This is a genomic window from Brevibacterium sp. HMSC08F02 (genome assembly GCF_001807555.1).
GTDB classification, from domain to species: Bacteria; Actinomycetota; Actinomycetes; order Actinomycetales; family Brevibacteriaceae; genus Brevibacterium; species Brevibacterium ravenspurgense.
Window position 1 is genome coordinate 1 of record NZ_KV789356.1, and the last position, 26,136, is coordinate 26,136.

Genomic DNA, 26,136 nt, shown 5'->3' on the forward strand with positions numbered 1-26,136 from the left:
CCACAACCGTGAGCACTTCATCAAAGGTGAAAGTCTGGCGCTCAGCAATTTGAGCGCTCGGCTATCTTAGCCTGAAGTTCATCTGCCTGCAAATCTTTGATCCGCTGCAGTTAATCTTCGTCCGTTCCGGACCGCTTCCGCGTTCCTGGGAACGAGATATAACTCTAGACCGACCGCATTCCGCTTTGCAAGCCGAATTCGAGTGAGGTGCGCCACGCTTCGTGTGCCGCCATCAGGGAAGACACTGCCGCGCCCTCACTTAAGCGGGATCAGCGAGACCTGACCAGTTATTGCGGACATTGCCCACCTCGGCACCCACCTCGTGCCTCTTGATGCGGTCCGGGTCAACACCCTCCAGGAGCCCCTCGAGCAGCTGGCCGGTATCGGCCTTGGAATCAACTGCCGGATTGAGCCACTGCCCTATCTGATCCCGCTCTAAGAAAAGGGGCATGCGGTGATGCACCTGCTCCAGATGCCCACGCGCGGGCAGGGTCAACATGGTTGTCGAAACCAACCACCCGTCAAGCACGGACGGATCTGCCTCTGACTGATCAACCTGCTCCGGCGGCTGCTGGCGCAGTTCAAATAGGCCCGCCATGAAAATCCAGTCATCACCATCGGCGTGCATATACCAGGGCTGTTTGCCGGATTCGGTCTTTTCCCATTCGTAGTAGCCGTTGACGGCAACCGCACAGCGCCTAGATGTGAAGGCCGACCGGAACATGGGTTTGGAGTCAACGGTTTCCGACCGGGCATTGAATGCGCGGAAGCCGATCTTGTCGTCTTTAGCCCACCCTGGAACCAGCCCCCAGCGGGCCGCCTCCAGCCGCCGCGTCAGCTGCCCGTCCGCATCGACCCGGTCAAGGATGACCGGCAGGGGCGAGCCGGGAGGCACGTTGTAGCTTTCGGGCACGTTCCAGCGGAACGAGTCGACTTCAAGCTCATCAACCAACGACGCCGGATCCACCGCCATATTCACGCGACCACACATACGGCCATCATCGCACTGCTTATATCTAGGCGCATTGACCTGCTTATGACATGGCGCAGCGGCCCGCCCGTAGACGCGGATGTGCGCTCGACCACACAAGCACCATAGACTCAGCCCGACTATGGCTGAGAACTTCGACCCGATCCGGGAAGCACGGCGCCAGTGGGAAGCCCACGGCTACGCCGGGGCGGCTGACGGCATGACGCTGACCACCAGCATCATGCGCTCCCAACAGCTGCTCATGGCTCGCATCGACCGTGCCCTGCGGCCGTTGAAACTGACTTTCGCCCGGTACGAACTCCTGACTCTTCTGCGCTTCAGCAGCCACGGAGAGCTTCCGATGTCCGTCGTCTCTCGCCGCTTGCAGGTTCACCCGACCTCGACGACGAACGCAGTGGACCGGTTGGAGCGAGTGGGACTCGTCAAACGCACCCCGCACCCGGACGACGGCCGGTCGACGATTGTGCAGCTGACCAAGGCTGGCCGTGAACTCTCGCTCGCTGCAACAGACGCGCTGAACCGCGAAGTGTTCACCCACCCGGGCATTGAGGGCGAGCGCATGGACCAGCTGCTCCAGCTGCTGGCCGAGCACCGCGCAGCACTGGCCGAAGACTGAGCACTCCCCCGCCCGCACCTCCCTCGCCTCTCCCCGCGCCCGGCCCCGCAAGCGGCACCTCGGCCTTCCCGCGCACCCCAACCCTCCCGGGACCTCGTGCACCGAATGTTCACTCCCCCGGCAGATGCCCAACACCGGTGCGTGTGACGAAAAGGTGTGACACCGGCTACACTGGCGGCGACTTTGTTTGACGTCCTACTAAATCTTGGAGGCAACAACATGGCACGCAGCACTGCGGCTTCTCTGCCCTTTGGGCTGAGCGATGACCAGCTCGAACTTGCAAACATGTGCCGCGAGTTCGCAGACGAACAGCTGGCACCGCACGCTCTCGAATGGGATGCCAATTCGCACTTCCCCGTCGACGTCATCAAGTCGACCGCGGACCTGGGTATGGGCGGCATCTACATTGCCGAAGACAAGGGCGGTTCCGGCCTGGGCCGTATGGACGCGGCTCTCATCTTCGAAAACCTGTCGACCGGCTGCCCCGCGGTTGCTTCGTACATCTCGATTCACAACATGGTCGCCTCGGTCATCGAACGATTCGGCAACGAAGACCAGCACGAGCGCTACCTGTCGAAGCTCGTGACCTTCGAAAACCTTGCCAGCTACTGCCTGACCGAACCGAACGCCGGTTCCGACGCGGCCGGTCTGCGCACCTCGGCCCGTCGCGACGGCGACCACTACATCCTCAACGGCGTCAAGCAGTTCATTTCCGGTGCCGGCGCATCCGACATCTACCTGGTCATGGCACGCACCGGCCAGGACGGCGCCCGCGGAATCTCAGCCTTCATCCTGGAGAAGGGCATGGAGGGTCTGGACTTCGGACCCGACGAAATCAAGATGGGCTGGCACGCACAGCCCACCCGCCAGGTCATCATGGAAAACGTTCGCGTTCCCGTGGAAAACCTGGTCGGCGAGGAAGGTGAAGGCTTCAAGGCCGCTATGAGCGGTCTGGACGGCGGTCGCCTCAACATCGGCGCCGCATCGCTCGGCGGTGGCCAGTCGGCACTGGAAAAGGCCGTGCAGTACTTGGGTGAACGCCAGGCATTCGGCCAGGACCTCAATCAGTTCCAGGCACTGCGCTTTGAAGTCGCCCAGATGCAGGCCGACCTCGAAGCCGCCCGTTCGCTCCTGTGGCGCGCCGCCCAGGCCTACGACGCGAAGCACGAAAACACGACCCTGCTGTCGGCGATGGCCAAGCTCAAGGCCACCGACACCGGCTTTGATGTTGCCAACCGCGCCCTCCAGCTGTTCGGCGGCTACGGCTACTTGCACGAGTACGGTGTGGAGAAGCTGGTCCGCGACCTGCGCGTACACCAGATCCTTGAAGGCACGAACGAAATCATGCGCGTCATCATTTCGCGCAAGAGCACAGGAGTTGCATAAGTTGACTGAAGAAACCCCCGTCGTCCTCAGCGCCGAAGGCGGCCTGGGACACATTGAACTGAACAAGCCGCGTGCAATCAACGCGCTCAACCAGGAAATGGTCGACATCGTCAACGAGGCCCTGGCCAAGTGGCAGGACGACGATTCGGTCAAGGCTGTGCTCGTCACCGGTCGCGGCGAGCGCGGCCTGTGCGCCGGCGGTGACATCAAGGCCATCCACGCTTCCCTGCTCGACGGCACCGACGCGAACCTGCAGTTCTTCGGCGAAGAGTACGTGATGAACGACCGGATCGCCCGCTTCCCCAAGCCCTATGTGGCGTTCATGAACGGCATCACGATGGGCGGCGGCGTTGGCATTTCGGTGCACGGTTCGCACCGCGTTGTCACCGACAGCACCAAGATCGGCATGCCGGAGACCACCATCGGTCTGTTCCCGGACGTCGGCGGCACCTACCTGCTGGCGCAGGCGCCCGGTGCGGTCGGCATGTACCTGGGCCTGACCGGTCTGCCGGTCGGCGCGGGGGCCGCACTTGCCGCCGGTCTTGCTGACTACTACATCGAAGACGCCAAGCTCGATGAGGTCGCAGCCGAACTGGCCAAGCGTCCGGCAGAAGCCGAGGCCGTTCTCAAGCAGTTCTCCTCGGAAGCTCCGGCTGATGAACTCGCCGAGCACCGCGAAGCTATCGACCACGCATTCTCTGCCGGTTCGGTCGAGGAAATCCTCGAGCGCCTGCGCTCCCTTGGCACCGAATGGGGCGCCAAGACGGCTGACCTCATCGAAACGAAGTCGCCGCTGAGCCTGAAGGTGACGTTCGAATCGATCCGCACCGCCGGCGACATGAGCCTCGAAGAGGTCCTGGAGCGCGACCTGCGCACCGGCATCAACCTCGGCAAGCACAACGACCTGGCCGAGGGCATCCGCGCCCAGGTCATCGACAAGGACCGCAACCCGCAGTGGAAGCCGGCCACCCTGGAGGAAGTCACCAGCGAACTCGTCCAGGAAGTCCTGACAGAACCCGCAGCACGAAAGGTTTTCCAGTGACCCAGTACGAAACCATCAAGGTCGACATTTCGGACAAGATCGGCACCATCACCCTGGCTCCGGGGCCCATGAACCCGCTGAGCTCGCAGGTCATGAAGGACGTCACGGCAGCTCTTGCTGAATTCGACACCTCTGACGATGTCCGCGCAATCATCATCACCGGTGACGGCGACAAGGCATTCGCAGCCGGCGCTGACATCAAGGAAATGGCTTCGCTCGAATTCGCCGAGGCCTACCGCGAAGACTTCTTCGTCGGCTGGAACCGCCTGCGTGAGGTCCGCAAGCCGATCATTGCAGCCGTCAACGGCTACGCCCTGGGCGGCGGATGCGAACTGGCGATGATGTGTGACTTCATCATCGCCTCGGACCGCGCTCAGTTCGGCCAGCCGGAGATCAACCTCGGCGTTCTGCCGGGCATGGGCGGATCGCAGCGTCTGACCCGCGCGATCGGCAAGGCCAAGGCCATGGACCTGTGCCTGACCGGCCGTTTCATCAAGGCTGACGAAGCCCTCGAATCGAACCTCGTGGCTCGCGTTGTGCCGCATGACGAACTCATGGACACGGCCCGCGAAGCAGCTGGTGTCATCGCATCGAAGTCGCTTATTGCTTCGGCCATGGTGAAGGAGGCCGTCAACGCGGCATTCGAAACCACGCTCGACCAGGGCCTGGTGTACGAGCGTCGTCTGTTCCACTCCTCGCTGGCCACAGAAGACCAGAAGGAAGGCATGGGCGCTTTCGTTGAGAAGCGCAAGCCCGAATTCAAGGACCGCTGAGAAACGGAGCACAAACCGGCACCCCAGCCGGTCCCGGCTGTCCCCAAACTTGCTGATCAGCTCACCTTGACCAGCATGCGAACGCCCCGCCCACCGGCGGGGCGTTCGTCGTCTAAAGTGATGTCGGACACTCAGACCGAAGGAGCTTCATGACTGTCGAACGCACCGAACTTCCCGAACAGCTGCGCGCTGATCTGCGCCTGCCGATTGTGGCATCCCCCATGTTCATCGCGTCGGGCCCCGAGCTCGTCAAGGCCCAGTGTCAGGCGGGAATCATCGGCTCTTTCCCCACTCTCAACGCCCGCCCGCAGGAGGCGCTGTCGGACTGGTTTGACGAGATCCGCGAATCGAATGCCGAGTTCGCCAAGAACAATCCCGGCACGCCCGTGGGCCCGTTTGCCGCGAACCTCATCGTGCACCGTTCCAATGACCGCATTGAGCACGACCTCGGCGTTGTTGTGGACCACAAGGTGCCGATTGTCATCACTTCACTCGGTGCGCGCGAAGACGTCTACGAGGCCGTCCATTCCTATGGCGGCATTGTGCTGCACGATGTCATCAACAACCGCTTTGCCCACAAGGCCATTGAGAAGGGCGCGGACGGCCTGGTTGCCGTTTCCGCCGGAGCTGGCGGGCACGCCGGTGCGCTGTCGCCGTTTGCGCTCATCCGTGAGATCCGCGAATGGTTCGGCGGTCCTCTGCTGCTGTCGGGAAGCATCGCCCACGGCACTTCGGTGCTGGCCGCACAGGCTGCCGGGGCGGATTTCGCCTATGTCGGTTCGGCGTTTTTGGCCAGCCCCGAAGCGAATGTCGTTGAGGGCTACCGCGACATGATTGTGGATTCCGGCGCCAGCGATGTTGTGTACTCGAACCTGTTCACGGGAGTGCACGGCAACTATCTGCGCGGTTCGATTGAGGCGGCAGGCATGGATCCGGACAATCTGCCCGAATCCGATCCTTCGAAGATGAACTTCGGCAGCGGTGGGTCGTCGAAGTCGAAGGCGTGGAAGGACATTTGGGGCTCCGGTCAGGGCATCGGCGCGGTGCGCGAAAAGCTGCCGGTCGCCTCGCTCGTGGACCGTCTGGAAGGCGAGTACCGGGCTGCCGTCGAGGATCTGCGCGGTCGGATCTTCTGAGGCTCCGCTGTGCGGAGCCTCCTTTCCCACCCGTACGAGGTGGAGGTCGGCAGATCTGTCCCTTCCACCTCGGCGGGGGTACGGTGAGCGTATGAAGATTGCGCTTGCACAGATCAATACGACTCCTGGTGTTTCGGCCAATGTGAGCAAGGTCGAAGACTATGTGCGTTCGGCCGCTGAGGCCGGAGCTGTCCTGGTGCAGTTTCCGGAGGCGACGATGCGGTCGTTCGGCCCGGGACTGCGTGAGGACACCCGGCAGCACGCTGAGGCGTGGCAGGAGCGGATGCAGGTGCTTGCGGATGAGCACGGGCTGACGATTGTCGCCGGTGAGTTCTTGGCACACGGGGATCGTGTGGTCAATCAGCTGGCGGTCTACTCCCCCGCTGGCGGGCGCGTGGCGTACGAAAAGATCCACCTGTACGACGCTTTTGGGTTCCGTGAGTCCGACACGGTGGAACCCGGTAATGACATTGTCACGGTCGACGTGGAAGGTGTGACGGTCGGTCTTGCCATCTGCTACGACATTCGCTTCCCGAAGCTGTTTGCGGAGCTTTCCCGCGCGGGTGCGCAGTTGGCGCTGGTGTCCGCATCCTGGGGTGCGGGCCCGGGCAAGCTCTACCAGTGGGATCTGCTGGCGCGGGTGCGCGCGCTGGATTCCAACATGATCGTCTCTGCCGTTGACCAGGCTGATCCGACGGTTTCGGGTGTCGAGGTGCCGGCTGACGCCCCGACGGGTGTGGGCGGTTCGCTGGTTGTCGACCCGTTTGGCGCACCGATCGCGCAGGAAGACGGGCAGGGTGAGCAGCTGATCGTTACAGACATTGACTTCGGCGTGATCGACAAGGCCAAGAGCGCACTGCCAGTCCTCGAAAACGCACGACTGGGCTACTGAGCGAAGCCTGGGCTGCTCAGCCCAGTTCTGAGCAGGGGCACTGAGCGGGCCGCGTCCCACTGCGTAAGCGAGCGTGATCTGCGCGCTGGATTTTCAGCCCGTGTTCGCCTTGAGCCGGTTAGATTAGAAGTGACGGCAGAACGCCGTCATGACGCTAACCGCCCGCAGCTGACTGGGCGGAGGAAGGCAGAGACCATGACCCGCACCTATGTTGTCACCGGTTCGGCTTCGGGTATCGGTGCCACGACCGCCAAGATTCTGCGTGAACGCGGTGACCGCGTTGTCGGAATCGACCTGAAGAACGCTGATGTTGAAGCTGACCTGTCCACCCGGGAGGGCCGTTCGCAGGCTGTCGCTTCCGCTGTTGAACTTGCCGGCGGGACAGTTGACGCTGTCATCGCCTGCGCTGGTATTTCCGCGCCCATTCCGAAGACTGTGTCGGTGAACTACTTCGGCGTGGTTGAGCTTCTTGAGGCTTTGCTGCCTGCCTTGAAGAAGTCGGAGGCCCCGCGGGTTGCCGTTGTGTCGTCAATGGCGTCGCTGCAGCCGAATGACCCTGCACTGGTCGAGGCGATGCTCGCAGGGGACGAAGCCAAGGCTCTTGAGATCGCTGAAGGCCACGTGTCGGATGATCCGATGACCGGCTACGTTTCCTACCCGTCGTCTAAGCGCGCGCTGTCGCGCTGGGTGCGCCGCGTTTCGATTTCTGACGAATGGGCTGGCGCCGGCATCCCGGTCAACGCGATTGCCCCGGGTACCGTGCTGACCCCCATGACGGAAGAGCTTCTGTCCACACCGGAAATGACGGCCTATGTTGACCAGCAGGTTCCCATGCCGCTGAACTACCACCAGCCGCCGGAATCCGTGGCTGATGCACTCATCTGGATCACGGAACCGGCCAACACCCACATGGCCGGTCAGACCATCTACGTTGACGGCGGTGCCGAGGTTTCGCTGCGCGGCGAAGACGTGTGGGCCTGGAACGACTGAAGGCGCTTAAGCCCAGAACTCAAAGCAGGAGGATATGGAGCAGCACTCTCGCGAGAGCGATCAGGCGTACACAGGGGATGCCGGTCACGACGACGAGCACACACCGGTTGCGCCCAGCAACCGGGATAAGCCGGCGAAGAAGAAGCGCAAGGGCATCAATGGCAATGTTCTTATTGCCTTTGTTCTAGTGGTCGTCGGTTTGGGGGTGCTGCTCTATCCTGTTGCGGCCACCCAGTGGAACAATTTTCAGCAGCGCCGCGCAGCTGATGAGTATTCGCAGTTGGAAAAGAAGGCTCCTCCCGAGGCTCTGAACACGGCGTGGGAGGACGCGCACGCTTACAACGCAGACTTGGGTCAGATCAGCGTTCAAGATGCGTGGACAACTTCGGATGACGAAGATTCACCCGAGTACAAGCGCTATGAAGAGTACCTGTCGGTGCTGTCGGAAACGGATGCTCTGGGCAGGGTCGTCATTCCGTCTATCAATTCTGATCTGCCGATCTACCACGGGACGTCGGAAAAGGCCCTCACCCGAGGTGCCGGTCACCTGTACGGGACGGACTTCCCTGTGGGCGGCAAGGGTAAGGGCGAGGGGCGGCATTCTGCTCTGTCGGCTCACACGGGCCTGCAGGATGCGACGATGTGGGACAACCTCGAAAAGGTGCAGAAGGGCGATGCTTTCTACATTGCGGTCAGCGGTAAGAAGCTGAAGTACGAGGTTGACGATATTCAGGTTGTTGAGCCTTCTGACACCAGTTCCATCAGGAGGGAAGAGGGCAAAGACCTGGTAACCCTCATCACCTGCACGCCGTATGGCATCAACACGCACCGTCTGCTGGTAACTGGACATCGGGTTCCTATGGATCCCAGTGACGATTCTGTGTTTGACGGTTCCGGCATGCAGTGGCAGTGGTGGATGTGGGCAATCCTCGTAGCGGCCGCGGTAATTGTTCTGATGCTGATCTACTGGTGGCGCAAATCAACAAAGGCTGCCAAGGACTGAACTGATTCAGCTGAACGCTGAGGCCCGCACCCCTATTGGGGTGCGGGCCTCAATCGTTGTCGGCGTGCGATTTATATTGCCTCGGTGCTGACCGCCAGGTTTGTGGCTAAGCCTCAGGCGCGCCTGCGATACATGAGCAGGGCACCTGCCGCAGCGATGGCCATACCGCCTGCGGCCCACCATGCCACGCCGTTGCCGCCGGTCTTGGGCAGCTCACCGGATTTGGTGTCAGCAACCGTCAGGATCATCGCCTCACCAGTACCGCTTGTTGTGATCAGGCCGTTGCTCGTGCCATCCGAAATCGTGTACTTCTTGGTGTTCTGATCCATTGCGATTTCGAACTTGACCGGGTGCGGCAGCAGGTTCAGTCCCTTCGGCGCTTTGGTCTCCACGAGGAAGAACGTACCTGTTGTCTTCACCTCGATAGATTCCTGACCGGGCGTGATGGTGTACAGCGGCTTACCAGCGCTGTAGTCGGGCTTGCCGTCCTTAGCCGGATAGATCTCAAAGGTCGCACCGCCCAGTCCAGGCATATCTGTGATCTTGCCGTCCACGTACTGTGCCTTTTTGAAGGTCAGTTTTCCAGGCTGTGTTTCCGGTGCCTTGTAGTTGTCAACCACGCAGGACACGCGTGAAAGCACCTTGTCTTTCTCGTTCATTCGCACTTTAAAGCCGAACTCGCCATCATTTTGAACACCAAGTGGCGCGGTTTTGCCATCGCGGGTTTCCTGACAGACGGCGTTCTTGCCGTCGCGTTGGTACAGCGAGTAGCCTTCCTTCTGCGTTTCGGTAAGCGTGAGATCCTGCGCCGTTTCACTCTGGATTCCCCAGCGTGCGGTGCCCTTGTCCTCTTCCCTCCAAGAGGTGACTTTGCGCCACTGGGTGACGAGTGAACCATTTCCGGGATCAATGACCTTTTGGCCGTTAGCGGACAGAGTGAATTCCCAGCCTGGCTCACCGTCGGAGAGAACCTTGCCGTTCTCATCGACGATGCGCTTCTTGACGATCACTTCGCCGTTGCATTTCTTGGAGAGGTCCTGGGCGATCGACTTCATCTGCGCAGCCAGACCACTGTAGTTAGTGATTCGAACAGTATCGCCTGTGCCCGAGATGTCTTCACCCATCGTCTTGACGTCACGTGTACCGTAGGTCCACCTAGACATGTTGGAAGTGACCGTCTCCTGCCTCCCATTGGGTAGACGCTCAAACACCTGCAGGGTCTGATTACCAGCCCCGTCATATGCCATTTTCAGATTCACCAAAGTATCGGTGCCGATGTAATTGGCGTGTATAGCCTTCGGGTGGTCACTTCGAATTTTGTAGTACAAACCTGGAGCTTGCCCCGGATCTGCTTGCCAGCCAATGCGTTTGGCGTCTTTGAGCACTAGATCATTCGTCACAACAGGGCGTTGGCTGGTTCGTCCACCAAGTGTCAGGTCGACCATGAGCGGGACCACGCGGGTGCCTTGTTTTTTGAGTTCATTCGCTGCGTCAATTGCATCGTTGAGTGCACTTGCCTGAACAAACTCTCCACCGATTCCTTTGCTCTGGATCGTGGACGATGTTGTGGGCATACCGTCGGTAATGAAGTACACCACGTCATAGTTCCCAGCTTTGACCTGCTGCAAACCTGCTTGCCAGTTCGTCGCACTGTTGTTCTCGTTATAAGCCCAATTGTCGACGACACGTTTTGCCTGGTTGACTCCAGCCGTTGTCTGCATGGAAATGTAGGGCGGGTTATTGCCAGCGGTCGATCCTGCGTTATTCGCTGGAGCGGTGCTCGCGAAATTGTAGATACCGAGTTCAGCGGGAGTGCCTGCGAGAGCATCGATGAAGGCATTTGTAGCTTTTTTCGACTCTTCGAAACCGTTCGCATTATCAGCGTAGTTCAACGACGTCGACAGGTCAGCGACGACCGCAATGCGCAGGCCACAAGTCATAGGGACAGAAGGATTCGCAACGCGCCCGTGAACCCATTTCGCCCCGTCTGGCGGGGAAATGATGGGCGGGTCAGTGGGATCTGCAGACTTTGTGCCGTATGCGTCCAGCTCAACTTCCAGGTTCTTGTTCTGGGCGAGGTTATTGGTGAATGTGAACACTGCGTCTTTGGGCAGAACTGCCGAGTCGACCTGTTTGCCGTTCTTCATCGGCACAACGTCCATGGTGATGTAGCCGTTGCCGATTTTGACGTTGCGCTTCTGCAGCGTCACGCCGTCTTCAATCTTGTCGACGGTCAGCTGGTAGTGCTGCGGGTCGAGGAACGTGGCGTCAGTTTTGATGCGCACCGTGAGGTAGTTCAGCTTTGCATCCTCACCGACTTTTGCCGTGAAGACGTTCGGCGTACCTGAGTTGACTGGGTCGCCCTGCAGCGAGAACCCGTGTCCTGTGGCTTTGAAGGTGCGTCCCTCTGGCGGTAGCGTCGGTTGGTCACCCGAACAGTTCTTCACCTCACCACTCATGTCGAACGACCATTCAGTTTTAGCGCCAGAAGCAATCCGGTAGCCAGGTTGTGCCTTGGCCGTGACCTTGACGGTGGCAGGCTTTGTCCCTTCGAAGAAATGCTGCCCGGCAGATTTCTCCTGGTCCTCGATGTAGTAGTCAACGCCCTGTGTGCCAGGAATGTTGATGTAGCCCTTCTCCACACACTGTGAGGCGGTGGCAGGGTCGACAGCCGTCGGAGCTGCCGGCGTCACAGTCGTCGGGTCCGGCGTGGGGTCCGGATCAGTCGGAGGCGGAGTGGTACCGGATGGCGTTCCACGCAGTGCAACGGAGACCGATCCAGTCACTCTTGGCTCATTGAACGTAGGGGTTATCTGGATCTTGTCGCCTTTTTTCACCGCCATGTTGAGACCGCTGTGGGTAACCTTAAAAGGCGCCTTTGTCGAATCGTTAATCTTAGGAGCGAGTCTGTTCCCATTAACAATGAGCTCGTAGCCTCGAACCCAGTTGCTGCCACCGAACGACAAATCCAGGTCAGTCAGCTTGGCGTCATCTTCAACAGTGAATTCGAACGGCGGAAAATACTGTCGAGTATTCAGCTTATTGAATTCGCGCTTATCCGGGCTGACCGGGATGTTCTGCGTCTGCGCCTGTGCGGGCGTGGGGCCTGGAATGACTGCGAGTCCGTTGGCGATGAGCGCTGCCAGCACTGCGAACACGGCGAGCACCCGCATGATCGTGTGCTGTTCTTTCGACAGGCGGAATGGAAGTGTGTGCCTCATTTCTTCCCACCTTCTGACTTTCTTCTGCTGGCAACGATGATGGTGAAACCGGCGCCGATGAGAACGGCGGCAATGATGACGATGATGGTGACCTGGGCACCCGTAACGGGCATCGACTGGTCGTGCCCCTGCGGGGTCTTCGGTTTTTCCGGTGTATCCACAACAGGCGGTGTTGGCGGAGGTTCATTGCCCGGAGGTGGGCCCTGGGGTGATCGTGATTTGGCGACGATGACGCCTTCAACCGGTGAATCGCCCTGCGGTCCGCTGTGGAATGGGACTGCTACAAGGAACGAGTTGATTTCGCGGTAGCTGTCATTCGGCGCCGATGAGCTGGCCAGGTAGATGCCCTTCGGCAGGTTTGCGAACTTCGCGGATCCTGCAGCGTTCGTGACCTTGCTGATCGAGCGGTCTTTCGGCCATGCGGAAATGTCATCGACCGAGGCGGATTCGACCCGCTTCATGTCGGATGAGTTCTCGGCTGAAATGCCTTCCAGCCGTTCAAGTTCAATGGTGACACCGGAAACCTTGCCGGCGGCCGGCGAGTGGTCGTCTTCGGGGTTGCCGGGGCTGATGGTGATGGTGACGATGTCAGTGCCCGGGGTGTTCTTCCCGCCGTTTGGACTCGCCTGCCCAACAATTTTGGCGGCATATGCGGGGCTGGCACCCGCAAAACCAAGAGCACAGAGCATGGCGCATACGGCCAGCAGCACCGCTGCCGTTCTGCCCCATGACACTGCGTGTCGTTTCATAGTCATCTGTTCACCAAAATCAGTTGTTGTCATCCGACTGCTTCTCCGCGTCGGAAGACAGTCCCTTGCTTTTGTTGTTCGCGCTGGCTGTTGCTTTGCTGAGCTTGTGCTGTCGGCGCGCCCACCATGCGAAGCCAAGGCCGATGACCAGTACGGCTGCCATGAGCGCGTACATCCACCACTGCCATCCGCCGCTGTGGTTCTGATCGAACACGCCTTCGTCCACTGGTTCCAGGGGAACCTGGTGGCCGCGCACCAGGAGTCGGTGCGTGTTCACTCCGTAGGGCGTGCACGTGATCAGCGTGATGTAGTCGCCGCTTTCGTCCGGCCTCAGATCTTCGGTTTGGTCGGGAAGGACCACCTTGATCTGATCGATTTCGTACTTGAGCTTGTGGCCTGAGACCTGCACGTAGAAGGCGTCGCCCTCTTCGGCTTTGCTGAGGTTGTCGAACATCGTGGCGTTCGACAGTCCCGTGTGCCCGGTGATGACCGAATGGGTTCCTCTGCCGCCGACGGGAAGGTCAGACCCGTACAGGTGCCCCAGTCCCCTCTGCAGAACATCGTCCGAAGTTCCGTGGTAGATGGGCAGATCCACGCCGATCTTTGGGAAGATGAACCGGGCCATGGCATCGTTCTCACTCAGCTGGTCCAGATACTCTGCGTACTCGGGGTTATCGGAGTCGATGTCGTTGAGCCACGGGTCGAGAATCGGGCCGGAAGCACGCTGTTCGTTGTATTCGTGTGCTTTGTCCCACTGCGTGTTCTTGACTTCCTGAGGAGTGTCTTTGTCCAGCTGCGCATATTCTTTGGCAGCCTTCGACGCTCCGTAGTTGTTCCATGCGGTGGAGACAACCGGGTACATCATCACGAGCAAACCGAGGATCACCACGATGGCCGGCAGCATCAGTCTGTTCTTCTTCGCCTTGCCGTACTGGCCGTTCGTGACGGTTCGCTTCAAAGTTGATGTGGGGTTGCTCTCCACCGCATGGCTCCCAGGTCTGTATCACTGAGTGGGTTTGTGTGGGGCAGTGCGCAGTGTCTGTTCACTGCCCCACCGTCCAGAGCCCAGTGGGCTCATGGATTTCCCTGGGTCTTACTCGGCCTGTGCCTGCTTGGCGTTGCGGCGAGCGAACCACACACCGGCAGCGGCGATCAGGGCACCGAGAGCACCGAGGAGGCCGACACCCGCACCACCGGTCATCGGCAGGTTCGGGGTGTCCTGCTTGATGTTGTCGATTTCAGACACGAGGGTGACCTTGTCATCACCCTTGAGCTCGCCAGTCTTCGCGATGTTGTCACGGGTGAAGTCGATCTCGGTGACGTTGTTTTCAGGCAGAACGTAGCCAGCAGGTGCCTTGGTTTCCTTCAGGCAGAACTTCTTGGTCGCCGGAGCTTCCTTGTTGTCTTCGAAGTCCGTGACGTGCAGACCGTCAATGCTGAAGGTTCCGTCAGCACCGGTGGTCCACTTGGAAACGTTCTTTACGGTCACCTTTGCGCCAAGCTTAGAGGCCGAGGTGCACTGGTAGAGCTCGAATTCAGCACCTTCGAGGACCTTGCCGGTTTCCTTGCCGTCCTTCTTCACGACCTTGAGCTTGCCGTGGTAGGTGACAACCTCGTTGGTCTTGTTCTTGACTTCGTTGCCGGTGTTCGGGTTGTTGAAGATGACGTCAGCCTGGTTCTTCAGTTCCGTGGTGTCGCCGACTTCCTTGCGCTTCGTTTCGAAGGTCAGCGAAAGCTTGTCACCGGACTTCACTTTGGCAAGACCCTGTTCGGTCAGCGTGACGACAAGCTTGTTGCCGTTTTCAGCGGGGTTGTTGACGGTGTAGTCGCCTTTACCGAGAGCGGTGTTACCGGCCTTGACCTCGGTCACCTTCTGGAAGTCGAGGCGCTTGTCCAGCTGGTCCTCAAAGCGGAAGGCGGTCAGGCTCTTGCCTTCACCCCAGGTGGGAGCATCGGCGTTGATGGTGTAGGTGTAGGCGTCCTGGATGTGTTTGTCGGCGTCCTTGACAGTCTTTTCAGTCTTGGTTTCGGAGTTCTTGGGGTACGCGATGACGTCGTAGTTCCACGCGTCCGAGGCTTCGTTCACCATGGGGATCGAAACGATGAAAGGAGCGCCGGCAACGATTCCGTCCGGAGCGTTGGTTTCTTCAACCAGGTAGATGCCCAGCGGCAGGTCCGAGAACTTGGCTGCGCCTTCGCCCTCGGTTTTCTTCTCGAAGGTCGTTTCGCTCTTGTCAGCGTCCTTCACGTCAGCCGCAGTCTTCGGGAACTTGGTCCAGTCGCCCTTTTCAAGGTCGAAGTTCAGCTTGGTGATCTTGAAGGTCACACCGTTAAGTGCCTCACCTGGCACATTCTGCATTTCTTTACCGGTGGCGGCGTTGTTGGATTCAGCGCCCTTCTTCTTGTAGAGGGTCAGCGAACCCTTCTTGGAGAAGTCGATATTGCCCTTCTGCACCTGAGGAGCGGGCTGCGCGAGGACGGCCGGAGCGGAAACACCCATCGAGAGTCCGAGAACAGCCGCGACTGAGGCCGCGCATACGGCCTTAGAGAACGTAGTCATGGATTCAATTCCTTTGCATCAGTGAAGGCCGGAGCCTCAGCATTATTCGTGCGATTCACATGGATGCTGACACTCGGGCCTGCGTCCAGAACTGCTGCGGAGGCCCATGGGGGGCTTTCCGCCGAACGCTTCAGCCTGTCGCTCGTGATGCCTTCTGGCATTCACATGCCCCAGCCGATTCGTGTGCATCCGGTGGGAGCCGGATGCACACATTTCGCGTTCTGTGAAACCGCTTAGAAATAAATTAGCAAAACTGCATAGGAAATATTAGTTCAACTTTGTATTACTGTTTTTGTTCATCGGTCTGAGTGGCGGGGTCGAGCAGCCGGACCCCTGTAACAGCACCGCGTTGCTCGCCGGCTGTTCCTCCTGCTTACTCCGCGTCACATAGCGGAAGTCACACTTTGCGCCTCACCTTTCGAGCGTGTTACCGCCTATCACCGGCACCCATCGAACACATGAAAATGCCCGTGAAACCCGCAAGCGTTCGCGTCCGAGCGCCCGGAATGCGGCTGCAAGGTACTTCCGGCTCCCCGTTTGGTGCCCGGCGCTATGCGTGCAGAGAGTCAGCAGAACGCGGGCAGAGTGTGGGCACAAACCGAAGCCCAGGGCACAAAAAAGCAGCGGCCCGGAACTGTTCTCACAGTTCCGGGCCGCTGCTGTTCGCGCTGAGGCGGAGGGCTTAGAAGTCCCAGTCGTCGTCTTCGGTGGATTCGGCCTTGCCGATGACGTAGCTGGAGCCGCTGCCCGAGAAGAAGTCGTGGTTTTCGTCCGCGTTCGGGTTGAGCGAGGACAGAATAGCCGGGTTCACATCCGTGACTTCCGCCGGGAACATAGCCTCATAGCCGAGGTTCATGAGCGCCTTGTTCGCGTTGTAGTTGAGGAACTTCTTGACGTCCTCTGCCAGGCCCACCCGGTCATAGATCAGGTGGGTGTAGGCAACTTCGTTTTCGTACAGGTCGAACAGAACTTCGTAGGTGAAGTCCTTGAGCTCCTGACGGCGCTGTTCGGATTCGTTCTTGAGGTTCTGCTGGTACTTGTACCCGATGTAGTAGCCGTGCACGGCCTCGTCGCGAATGATCAGCCGAATGAGGTCGGCCGTGTTCGTCAGCTTGGCGCGTGACGACCAGTACAGAGGCAGGTAGAAGCCCGAGTAGAACATGAACGATTCCAACAGGGTGGAAGCGATCTTGCGCTTCTGCGGGTCGTCCCCGTGGTACAGGTCGGTGACGACCTTCGCCTTCTTCTGCAGGGTGGGCTCTTCCTTTGCCCAGCGGAACACTTCGTCAATCTGACGGGTGCTCGACAGGGTCGAGAAGATCGACGAATACGACTTCGCGTGCACCGACTCCATGAAGCAGATGTTGGTGTACACGGCCTCTTCGTGCGGAGTCAGCGCATCCGGCAGCAGCGACACTGCGCCGATGGTGCCCTGAATGGTGTCCAGCAGGGTCAGCCCCGCAAACACCTGCATGGTCATCCACTTTTCGTCGTCGCTGAGCGTGGCCCACGACTGGGTATCATTGGACAGCGGAACCTTTTCCGGCAGCCAGAAATTCGATGTGAGTCGATCCCACACCTCGAGGTCGATGTCGTCCTCGATGCGGTTCCAGTTGATCGCTTCGGCCCGGTCGGTCAGCCCGAAGTCACGTGTCTGTGTCACTGTTATCCCCTTCTGTTCCCCTACAGCTGATCACAGCATGCAGGAAACGCAGCCTTCGACTTCCGTGCCGGTCAGCGCCATCTGGCGGATACGGCTGTAGTAGACCGTCTTGATGCCCTTGGTCCAGGCGTAGATCTGGGCCTTGTTGACATCGCGGGTGGTGGCGGTGTCCTTGAAGAACAGCGTCAGCGACAGGCCCTGGTCCACGTGCTGGGTGGCCTCAGCGTATGTGTCGATGATCTTCTCTGGACCGATTTCGTAGGCATCCTGGAAGTACTCCAGGTTGTCGTTCGTCATGTGCGGTGCCGGGTAGTACACGCGGCCGATCTTGCCTTCCTTGCGGATTTCCACCGGAGCGGCAATCGGGTGAATCGACGAGGTCGAGTTGTTGATGTAGGAAATCGAGCCCGTGGGCGGCACAGCCTGCAGGTTCTGGTTGTAGATGCCGTGCTTGGCGACTTCGTCGCGCAGCTTGGCCCAGTCGTCCTGCGTGGGAATGTGCACACCGGCTTCTTCGAAGATCTGCGCCACACGCTCGGTGCGGGGCTTCCATTCCTGTTCGGTGTACTTGTCGAAGTACTCACCGGATGCGTACTTCGAGTCTTCGAAGCCTTCGAAGGTGCGGCCGCGTTCCTTGGCAATCTCCATGGATGCGCGCACCGCGTGGAAGGCCACGGTGTAGAAGTACATGTTGGTGAAGTCCAGGCCCTCTTCGGAGCCGTAGTGGATCCGTTCGCGACCCAGGTAGCCGTGCAGGTTCATCTGCCCCAGGCCGATGGCATGCGACATCGAGTTGCCGCGCTCAATCGAGGGCACGGATGCGATGTTCGAGGTTTCCGACACCGCCGTCAGACCGCGGATGGCGACCTCGACGGTCTGTCCGAAGTCTTCGGAGTCCATGGTCGCTGCGATGTTGAGCGAACCGAGGTTGCAGGAAATGTCCTTGCCGATGTGGCTGTAGGTGAGGTCCTCGTTGTAGGTCGAAGCCGAGTTCACCTGCAGGATCTCCGAGCACAGGTTGGACATGGTGATGCGGCCCTTGATGGGGTTCGCACGGTTCACCGTGTCTTCGTACATGATGTACGGGTAGCCCGATTCGAACTGGATTTCGGCGAGCGTCTGGAAGAATTCGCGCGCGTTGATCTTGGTCTTCTTGATCCGCGCGTCGTCGACCATTTCGTAGTACTTTTCCGTCACCGAGATTTCGGTGAACGGCACCCCGTAGACCTTTTCGACGTCGTAGGGGCTGAACAGGTACATGGGTTCGTTCTTCTTGGCCAGGTGGAACGTGATGTCCGGAATGACCACACCCAGCGACAGGGTCTTGATGCGGATCTTTTCGTCCGCGTTTTCGCGTTTGGTGTCCAGGAAGCTGTAGATGTCCGGGTGGTGGGCGTTCATGTACACCGCACCGGCACCCTGACGCGCACCCAGCTGGTTGGCGTAGGAGAACGCGTCTTCGAGCATCTTCATAACAGGAATGACGCCCGAGGACTGATTTTCGATCTTCTTAATGGGCGCGCCGGCTTCGCGGATGTTGGTCAGGCAGAACGCCACACCGCCGCCGCGCTTGGACAGCTGCAGTGCGGAGTTGACCGAACGGCCGATGGACTCCATGTTGTCTTCGATGCGCAGCAGGAAGCAGGAGACCATTTCGCCGCGCTGCTTTTTGCCCGCGTTGAGGAACGTGGGCGTTGCCGGCTGGAAGCGGCCGGCGATGATTTCGTCGACAAGCTGGCGGGCGAGCTTTTCGTCGCCGCGTGCGAGGAACAGCGACACCATGACCACGCGGTCCTCGAAGCGCTCCAGGTAGCGCTTGCCGTCGAAGGTCTTCAGCGTGTACGACGTGTAGAACTTAAACGCCCCCAGGAAGGTCTGGAAGCGGAACTTCTTGGAGTACGCGTGCTTCGACAGTTCCGAAATAAACGCAAACGAGTACTGGTCGAGCACCTCTTTTTCGTAGTAGTGGTGTTCGATGAGGTAGTTGAGCTTCTCTTCCAGGTCGTGGAAGAAGACAGTGTTGTTGTTGACGTGCTGGAGGAAGAACTGACGCGCTGCCTGCTTGTCGCGCTCAAACTGAATGCGACCGTCCTTGTCGTACAGGTTGAGCATGGCATTGAGCGCGTGGTAGTCGAGGTCGGTTTCCTCGCGGATGATGGCCTCTAGATCGCGGTCTGCGGCTGTTGTTGACACAGCTTTTCCAATCCTTCTTTCACTTTTTCGACGTCCTCCTGCGTACCGAACATTTCGAAGTTGTAGAGGACGGGCACTTTGGTCTTCTCTGCCACCGTGTACGCCGCGCGGCAGAAATTGTTGCCGAAGTTCGTGTTTCCGGAGCCGATCACTCCGACGATCTTGTCGCGGTTCTCTTTGACATTGAGAAACTTGATCACCTGACGCGGTGTGGAGCCGGCATTGCGGCCGGCCCCGTACGTCGGGGTGATGAGGACGAAGGGTTCGCTGACCAGCGGGGTGTCGTCCTTCGTCAGGAGGGGCAGCCGCACGGCGGGCAGCCCCAGTTTTTCTACGAACCGGTGGGTGTATTCAGAACTACTGGAGTAGTAGACGATCAGCATTGTCAGACCGCTGCGACCCCCGCACCGCCGGCGGCGGCGAGCGTGGCGATCTTGTCGGGACGGAAGCCCGACCAGTGGTCGTTGTCCGTCACAACGACGGGAGCCTGCATGTAGCCCATGGCCTTGACGACGTCGAGCGCGCCGGGGTCCTGGCTGAGGTCAACCGACCGGTACTCCAGACCGCGAGCGTCCAGGGCGCGGAACGTTGCTGTGCACTGGACGCAGGAGGGCTTGGTGTAGACGGTGATCATGCGAGTCTCCTTCGAGGTGACGAGGTTTTTCAGGCCGCTCGGCTCTCCATACCGGACAGTCGAGCAACCACAAGATGTTGTGTTCGGGTACGAGACTACGCCTATATCTCGTGTTACACCAGTGTAATTCGCGGCGGTTTGCGCAGAGTTAACAAGGGACGAACGGACCGCCGTCCACACATGTGAACAATGCGAATCACATCGATGTGATCTTGTTTCCGCGAGCTGTCGCGGAACACGCCGCACTCGTCGAATTTTTTACCCACGCTCTGTCCACAGATCCTCCACCGGTTTCGACATCTGTCCACAGGCAAAAAATTTTTTCAGTTGGATCTGTCACATCCGGTCAGTCAGACTCCGTTCACGCAGCTGCAATGCCACGTGCACCAAACGCAGCTGTTCAGGGTCACGCAGATCCCGTCCCAGAAGGTCGCCCAGGTTCTTCAGGTGAGCACGCACCGTGTGCCGGTGCAGCCCGAGCTCAGCAGCCACTGGCTCGCCGGTCTGCCCTTGGCGCGCGGCGGCCCGCAGCGTGACCATCCACGCCGGCGGAGCCTTCGCCAACGGCCCCAGCACACGGTCAGCAAAGCGGGCGGCCGCCGTCGGATCAACCGACCCCAACAGTCCCGCGAGCTCCGACTGCGGGTCCGCCCCGCCGAACCAGCCGGCCGCAGTGTGTGCGGCAGACTCGAGATCCACCTCGGCGTCTTCACGAACTTCTGCACTTGCCAGGCGCGCAATTCTGAGCACCTGCGGATACGCCCGCGGCCCGCACAGAACCGCCGCCGTCGCAGAATCCCCCGCGACTCCGGCAGCACCCGCCAGCCAGCCCACCAGCCACAGCACCCGGTCGGCCGGAACCCGCTCCAAGCACACGAGGCGCAGCTCCCCTTCCTCTTCCGCTCCGGTCAGGTGCCACGCAGCGCGTCGCTCGGGAAGGCTGACGTGCGGGTTGAGAACCGCGGAAACGTCCTGCGGTTCCGTGCCGCTGAGGCTGATGTGCAGCAGCGCCGCGGTCGTGGTGAGGACAAGACTGCGAGCGCGGGGGCTGAAAGAACGCGGGTCGGACCCTGCGTCGCGGACGGCAAGCCAGGCAAGCGGAGCTGAACCCACTGGATAGAGGACCAGCCCAGAAAGGCCCGTCTCCTGCGGGCCGGCCGATGCAGAAAAGGCCGCCCGCACGGCAGTCGCCGCCGCCTCGGCCACCGCGGCGGCCGTCAGACCTCCCGCAATGACCACCCCGGCGGGGTTGAGCACGGCAACCTCGGCACCCAGCCGCGAGCGCAGCGACTCGATCGCCCTTTCCATACCGGGGCCCGCCAGCAGGCCCGCAATTGAGCGCTGGGCGGATGCCACCGCATGCAGTTCACGGGCGTATTCGGCTTCGCGAAGACTGGTGAAGGCGTCGACGACGTCGACAAAGGCGGTGCGCTGGGGAACACCGAACAGCACGAGGCCTTCCTTTTTGGCTGCGGCGACGATCGTCGGCGGAACTTCACTGTGCGGCAGTCCCTCCCCCAGGCCGATGCCCAGGGCCACAGCACCGCCGGCGCGCACCCGCGCCGCATAGTCGGCACTGGCCGCAGGGTCAGCAAGGTCAACGAGCGCGCCCACCGTTAAGAGGACTTCCCCGCCGCGCAGCCACGAATCAATGCTCGGAACTTCGGAGGCGTGGACGATCCGCACTGACTGCGTACGCGCACCCGCCGGTTCACAGTGCACTTCAAGGCTGAGTGCCTGGCTGTCGAGCAGCTCTCCCAGAACAACCACGAGCATCCTCCGTTCTACTGTGTGGCAGCGTCACCGGCATATCTCAACGCCCTTTTATATACACAGTGGACTATATACGTTCTCAATTCGCCATTATGGACATATCGTGGCGCGGCTCACCCTTTTAGCCTGGTTGAACATCCCAGCTACGAGGAGGAACACGTGAGCGACAACCAGCCCCTGGGCCCCGCCGACTACAGCCTGACCCCGCGCTTTGCAGGCCCGCCGACCTTCGGCCTGCTGCCGCGCATCGACGAAGTCGAAGCACAGCGCCCCGGCCAGCCGATCGACGTCAAAATCGTCGGCATCCCCTTCGACGCCGGCGTCAGCTACCGCAGCGGCACCCGATTCGGCCCCTCGCACATCCGCCAGTCCTCCAAACTGCTGCGCCCCTACAACCAGGCCACCGACGTTCACCCGTTCTCCTGGCAGCAGGTTGCCGACTGCGGCGACCTGGGTGTGAACCCCTTCAACATCGAAGAGGCCATCGCCGCCGTTGAAGCCAACGCCGACGAAGCACGCAAGGACGGCGCAAAGCTGCTCACCCTGGGCGGAGACCACACGCTCGCCCTGCCCAACATCCGCTCGCTGTACAAAACCCACGGCAAGATCGCGGTTCTGCACTTCGACGCGCACCTGGACACGTGGGACACCTACATGGGTGCGCCCTACACTCACGGCACACCGTTCCGCCGCGCCTCAGAAGAAGGTCTGCTCGACCTCGAGCGCTGCATGCACGTGGGCATCCGCGGGCCCCTGTACGGCAAAAAGGACCTCGAAGACGACTCCGTGCTCGGCTTCCAGATCCTGCGCTCTGACGACTACCAGTTCCAGCCGCTGCAGGACATCGTCGCCCGCATCCGCAAGCGCCTGGGTGACGCACCCATCTACATCTCTGTCGACATCGACGTGCTCGACCCCGCAGCCGCGCCCGGCACCGGCACCCCGGAGGCCGGCGGTATGACAAGCCGCGAACTGCTCAACTCCATCCGCGGTCTCCAGGGCCTCAACGTCGTCGGCGCTGAAATCGTCGAAGTCGCGCCCGCCTACGATCACGCCGAAATCACCGGCCTGGCCGCAGCACAGGTCGGCTACGAACTGCTCTCCCTGTGGGCCGCCCAGAAGAAGGGCGCCGAAGGCCCCACCGGTTTCGCCGCCGACAACCTCGGCTGACCCACTCCCCTCCCGCACGCTGACCCACACGGCAGCAGCGGGAGGGGAGCTCCACCTCGTACCCCAATCCCCATCCCCAAAAACCGCCAAGGAGCACACGTGACCAGCATCAACGAGCGCTTGGAGCGCGTTGACGACGCCCACCGCAACGGCGGCCTGGCCGTCATCGCCGCCCTGGCAGCCCACGGCGTCGACACCGTGTTCGGCATCCCCGGAACCCACAACCTCGAGTTCTACCGCCACCTGGAAACCTTCGGCATCCGCGCCATCACACCCCGCCACGAACAGGGCGCAGGCTACGGCGCGGACGGCTACTACCTGCTCAGCGGCAAACCCGGTGTTGTCATCGCAACCTCCGGACCGGGACTGACGAACGTCATCACGGCAGCCGCGACCGCCTATGCGGAATCCCGCCCCATGCTCATCCTGTCCCCCGGTGTGCCCAACGGCCTCGAACGAGCAGACGTCGGCCTGCTGCACGAAACCAAGGCCACCGCCGAAGCCATCGACAACCTGCTGGTCGGCTCCAAGCGCACCCGCACAGCAGAAGGCGCCGCGGCAGCTGTTTCTGAAGCCTTTGCCCGGTTCAATTCGGAACGCCCCGGGCCGATCCACATCGAGGTGCCCCTCGATGTTCTCGAGGGCCCCTGGCACGGAACCGCCGAGGTGCCGCGCACCATCCAGCCGACACAGCCGGCTGACGCTGTTGTCGCCGAAGCAGCACAGGCGCTGACTACCGCTGAGCGACCGCTCATCATCGCCGGCGGCGGTGCCCGCCGTATGGCAGGACCTCTGACCGCGCTAGCGGAAAAGCTCGACGCACCGCTGGTCACCACCGCCAACGGCAAGGGCGCAATTGACGAATCGCACCCGCTGGCCCTGGGTGCCAGCGTGCGCTTCCCCGCGGTGCAGAAAGAATCGCAGACCGCGGACGTTCTGCTGGTGATCGGCTCTGAGCTTGCCGATTCGGACCTGTGGGGCGGACGGATCGGTGCCCGCGGCGTGAACTCGTGGGACCACCTGGGATGCCCGCCCGAGCAGCCAGCGGGCCAGCCTGCCCAGACGGTCATCCGCTGCGACATCGACCCCGACCAGCTGCACAAAAACCTGCCCGGTGACATCCTCGTCCACTCCGACAGCCGCGCTTTCGTCGACGCTCTGAGCGAGGAACTGGGCCAGCAGCCTGCACGTCGTGGTGCTGAACGCGCAGCCGAGCTCAACCGCGAATGGCAGGGCGAATTCCCCGACGGTGTGGGGGTGTGGACGACCCGGGCCATTGCGGCTGCTGGTGGTCCTGGGACCGTCATTGCGGGTGACTCTTCGCAAGTCACCTATGACGGCGCCGTCCACGCGCTGGAAGCCCGCACGGAAGACCAGCTGCTGTATATGCCGGGCTTCGCAACGCTCGGCTACGGCATTCCCGCCGCCATCGGCGCGAAGCTTGCCGCCCCGGACCGCCCGGTGGTCGTCCACGTGGGTGATGGCGCCGCGATGTTCTCCATTCAGGAAGTCATGACGGCAGTCGAACTCCGCCTGGGCATCCCCATGGTCATCGTCGACAACGGCGGATACGCCGAAATCGAAGCCCAGATGGAAGAGCGCAGCATTGATCCGTTTGCCGTCCATCTGGCCAGGCCGAACTTCGCCGCTTTGGGCACAGCGTTCGGCGGTAAGGGCGTAGAATTGAGCGCCTCCGCCCCCGACTGCGCTGACCAGCTGGAACGCGCGGTTTCCGAGGCCCTGAGCGCCGATGTTCCCACGCTCATCCACGTGACGGTCTGACACCGCCCACCCGTAAGCACACCCGGCGGGGCAGCTTCAGCCGCTGCCCCGCCGCCCTTCCCACAAGAGAGAAACACTATGGAAACAGCTGTCGTAGCCGTCTACATTGCCGGCATGCTCGCATTCGGCGTATGGGGTCGAATCCGCGCGAAGAACCAGGAGGACTTCCTGGTGGCCGGCCGGCGGTTGGGACCGCTGGTCTTCATGGGCACGATGGCTGCCGTTGTTCTCGGCGGGGCTTCCACCGTCGGAGGTGTCGGGCTGGGATACGTCCACGGCCTGTCCGGCATGTGGCTGGTGGTGTGCATCGGCCTTGGCATCATCATCCTCAGTCTGGCCTTCGCCCCGACGATTCAGCGTCTGGGAATCTACACGGTCTCTCAGATGCTGGAGCTGCGCTACGGTGCTGGCTCCCGCACCGTGTCGGGCATCATCATGACCGCCTACGGCCTGATGATCTCGACGACCTCGACAGTTGCCTACGGCGCGATCTTCCACTCCCTGCTGGGCATCGACAGGGTGCCGGCAGTCCTCATCGGCGGTGCTGTCGTCATGATCTACTCCATGCTCGGCGGCATGTGGTCGATCACTATGACCGACTTCGTGCAGTTCCTCATCCAGACCGTCGGCATCTTCCTCATCCTGCTGCCGATCGTGCTGAAAGACGCCGGCGGCTTCAGCAACATTCGCAACGTTGTGGGTCCCGAAGCGTTCGACCCGGTGGCCATCGGATCGAACATGATCATCACCTACGTGCTGATCTACACCATCGGCCTGCTCATCGGCCAGGACATCTGGCAGCGCGTATTCACTGCCCGCTCCCCCAGCACCGCGCGCTGGGGCGGTTTTGCCGCGGGTGTGTACTGCGTGTTCTACGGTGCCGCCGGCGCCCTTGTGGGTGTGGGCGCCCGCGTGCTGGTGCCCGGCATCGAAGACTCTGACCAGGTGTTCACCGCCGTCACCGAACACGCACTGACACCGCTGTTTGCGGGACTTGTTCTTTCGGCAGCGCTGTCGGCCGTCATGTCGACGTCGTCTGGCGCACTTCTGGCTGCCTCGACTGTTCTGCGCCAGGATGTCGTCGAACCCGCACTGACAAAGCGCACTGCGGCGAGTACGGGTCTTGGCGGAGCGCTGCGCGGCAGCCTCGTGCGCGAAACCGGCGACGAAGTGCGCGACTCGCGCATCTACCTGGTGAGCCTCGGTGTCGTGTCGATCATCCTGGCCTGCGTCATGACCAGCGTGGTCGATGCGCTGACTATCGCCTACAACATCCTCGTAGCCGGCCTGTTCATCCCGATTGTCGGCGGCCTGGTGTGGAAGCGCGGCACAATCGTCGGCGTTCTGGCCGGCATGATCGCAGGCACGGGCGCGGCCGTCATCTTCATGATCGTCAACGGGCTCATGGCAAACACGCCGATCTACTTCGGCCTGGGCGCATCGCTTGTCGCCTACGTTGTCGGTTCGCTCATCTCCCGGCCCACACCAGAGCGGATCATGACCGCCTGGCAGGAGCGCATCCGCCGCGGAGTCAAGGCTTCGCCGCGTTCCTGACGCCAGCC

Annotated in this window: 21 protein-coding genes; 11 read left to right on the plus strand and 10 right to left on the minus strand. The window is 61.0% G+C overall.

Features of this window, described 5'->3' with window-relative positions; all coding sequences use genetic code 11:
• Positions 1 to 259 precede the first annotated feature (259 nt).
• The gene (locus tag HMPREF3172_RS05640) at positions 260 to 991 is read right to left on the minus strand and encodes an SOS response-associated peptidase (RefSeq protein WP_070516115.1); all 732 of its coding nucleotides are present in this window, start codon (positions 989 to 991) and stop codon (positions 260 to 262) included.
• Between the two features lie 121 nt (positions 992 to 1,112).
• On the opposite strand from HMPREF3172_RS05640, the gene HMPREF3172_RS05645 reads away from it, so the two are divergent.
• From HMPREF3172_RS05645 to HMPREF3172_RS05680, 8 genes are all read left to right on the plus strand, one after another.
• Positions 1,113 to 1,607, plus strand: coding sequence for a MarR family winged helix-turn-helix transcriptional regulator (locus HMPREF3172_RS05645; protein ID WP_070516117.1), 495 nt, complete (start codon positions 1,113 to 1,115; stop codon positions 1,605 to 1,607).
• Between the two features lie 219 nt (positions 1,608 to 1,826).
• Positions 1,827 to 2,993, plus strand: a complete 1,167-nt coding sequence (locus HMPREF3172_RS05650) for an acyl-CoA dehydrogenase family protein (RefSeq protein WP_070516119.1) — start codon at positions 1,827 to 1,829, stop codon at positions 2,991 to 2,993.
• A 1-nt stretch (position 2,994) separates the two neighbouring features.
• Positions 2,995 to 4,035, plus strand: a complete 1,041-nt coding sequence (locus HMPREF3172_RS05655) for an enoyl-CoA hydratase/isomerase family protein (protein ID WP_070516122.1) — start codon at positions 2,995 to 2,997, stop codon at positions 4,033 to 4,035.
• The gene (locus tag HMPREF3172_RS05660) at positions 4,032 to 4,808 is read left to right on the plus strand and encodes an enoyl-CoA hydratase-related protein (protein WP_070516124.1); all 777 of its coding nucleotides are present in this window, start codon (positions 4,032 to 4,034) and stop codon (positions 4,806 to 4,808) included. Before HMPREF3172_RS05655 ends, HMPREF3172_RS05660 begins: the two co-directional genes overlap by 4 nt.
• Positions 4,809 to 4,957: 149 nt before the next feature.
• Positions 4,958 to 5,944 carry an NAD(P)H-dependent flavin oxidoreductase gene (locus HMPREF3172_RS05665; protein WP_070516126.1) on the plus strand — a complete coding sequence of 329 codons (987 nt, stop codon included), beginning with the start codon at positions 4,958 to 4,960 and terminating at the stop codon, positions 5,942 to 5,944.
• Between the two features lie 91 nt (positions 5,945 to 6,035).
• Positions 6,036 to 6,836, plus strand: coding sequence for a carbon-nitrogen hydrolase family protein (locus tag HMPREF3172_RS05670; protein WP_070516128.1), 801 nt, complete (start codon positions 6,036 to 6,038; stop codon positions 6,834 to 6,836).
• Positions 6,837 to 7,031: 195 nt separating this feature from the next.
• Positions 7,032 to 7,826, plus strand: coding sequence for an SDR family NAD(P)-dependent oxidoreductase (locus HMPREF3172_RS05675; RefSeq protein ID WP_070516129.1), 795 nt, complete (start codon positions 7,032 to 7,034; stop codon positions 7,824 to 7,826).
• 34 nt (positions 7,827 to 7,860) lie between these two features.
• On the plus strand, positions 7,861 to 8,829 hold the full coding sequence (locus HMPREF3172_RS05680) for a class C sortase (RefSeq protein WP_176746133.1): 969 nt from the start codon (positions 7,861 to 7,863) through the stop codon (positions 8,827 to 8,829).
• Between the two features lie 113 nt (positions 8,830 to 8,942).
• Here the strand turns inward: HMPREF3172_RS05680 and HMPREF3172_RS05685 are convergent, their stop codons facing one another.
• The 9 genes from HMPREF3172_RS05685 to HMPREF3172_RS05725 form a co-directional block, all read right to left on the minus strand.
• Positions 8,943 to 12,050 (minus strand): SpaA isopeptide-forming pilin-related protein, encoded by a 3,108-nt coding sequence (locus HMPREF3172_RS05685; RefSeq protein WP_256173232.1) that lies wholly within the window; start codon positions 12,048 to 12,050, stop codon positions 8,943 to 8,945.
• Positions 12,047 to 12,805: an isopeptide-forming domain-containing protein gene (locus tag HMPREF3172_RS05690; protein ID WP_070516164.1), complete on the minus strand. Its 759-nt coding sequence runs from the start codon at positions 12,803 to 12,805 to the stop codon at positions 12,047 to 12,049. Before HMPREF3172_RS05690 ends, HMPREF3172_RS05685 begins: the two co-directional genes overlap by 4 nt.
• 13 nt (positions 12,806 to 12,818) lie before the next feature.
• Positions 12,819 to 13,757, minus strand: a complete 939-nt coding sequence (locus tag HMPREF3172_RS05695) for a class C sortase (RefSeq protein WP_070516131.1) — start codon at positions 13,755 to 13,757, stop codon at positions 12,819 to 12,821.
• Positions 13,758 to 13,892: 135 nt separating this feature from the next.
• Positions 13,893 to 15,359: a SpaH/EbpB family LPXTG-anchored major pilin gene (locus HMPREF3172_RS05700; RefSeq protein ID WP_070516133.1), complete on the minus strand. Its 1,467-nt coding sequence runs from the start codon at positions 15,357 to 15,359 to the stop codon at positions 13,893 to 13,895.
• Positions 15,360 to 16,041: 682 nt separating this feature from the next.
• Entirely contained in the window at positions 16,042 to 17,022 is a 981-nt protein-coding gene (nrdF, locus tag HMPREF3172_RS05705) for a class 1b ribonucleoside-diphosphate reductase subunit beta (RefSeq protein ID WP_176745028.1), read from the minus strand.
• A gap of 30 nt (positions 17,023 to 17,052) precedes the next feature.
• On the minus strand, positions 17,053 to 19,179 hold the full coding sequence (nrdE, locus tag HMPREF3172_RS05710) for a class 1b ribonucleoside-diphosphate reductase subunit alpha (protein ID WP_370919341.1): 2,127 nt from the start codon (positions 19,177 to 19,179) through the stop codon (positions 17,053 to 17,055).
• Between the two features lie 5 nt (positions 19,180 to 19,184).
• Positions 19,185 to 19,598 (minus strand): class Ib ribonucleoside-diphosphate reductase assembly flavoprotein NrdI, encoded by a 414-nt coding sequence (gene nrdI, locus HMPREF3172_RS05715; protein WP_070516136.1) that lies wholly within the window; start codon positions 19,596 to 19,598, stop codon positions 19,185 to 19,187.
• Positions 19,599 to 19,600: 2 nt separating this feature from the next.
• A complete protein-coding gene (gene nrdH / locus HMPREF3172_RS05720) occupies positions 19,601 to 19,849 on the minus strand; it encodes a glutaredoxin-like protein NrdH (protein WP_019175977.1) in 249 nt (82 codons plus the stop codon).
• Positions 19,850 to 20,185: 336 nt separating this feature from the next.
• The gene (locus HMPREF3172_RS05725; RefSeq protein ID WP_070516138.1) at positions 20,186 to 21,625 is read right to left on the minus strand and encodes a PucR family transcriptional regulator; all 1,440 of its coding nucleotides are present in this window, start codon (positions 21,623 to 21,625) and stop codon (positions 20,186 to 20,188) included.
• A 156-nt stretch (positions 21,626 to 21,781) separates the two neighbouring features.
• Here HMPREF3172_RS05725 and speB point away from each other — a divergent pair, with 156 nt between their 5' ends.
• From speB to HMPREF3172_RS05740, 3 genes are all read left to right on the plus strand, one after another.
• Positions 21,782 to 22,792, plus strand: coding sequence for an agmatinase (speB, locus tag HMPREF3172_RS05730; protein ID WP_070516139.1), 1,011 nt, complete (start codon positions 21,782 to 21,784; stop codon positions 22,790 to 22,792).
• A 99-nt stretch (positions 22,793 to 22,891) separates the two neighbouring features.
• Positions 22,892 to 24,574, plus strand: a complete 1,683-nt coding sequence (locus HMPREF3172_RS05735; protein WP_070516141.1) for a thiamine pyrophosphate-binding protein — start codon at positions 22,892 to 22,894, stop codon at positions 24,572 to 24,574.
• Positions 24,575 to 24,652: 78 nt separating this feature from the next.
• Positions 24,653 to 26,128 carry a sodium:solute symporter family protein gene (locus HMPREF3172_RS05740; RefSeq protein ID WP_070516142.1) on the plus strand — a complete coding sequence of 492 codons (1,476 nt, stop codon included), beginning with the start codon at positions 24,653 to 24,655 and terminating at the stop codon, positions 26,126 to 26,128.
• Positions 26,129 to 26,136: the final 8 nt, after the last annotated feature.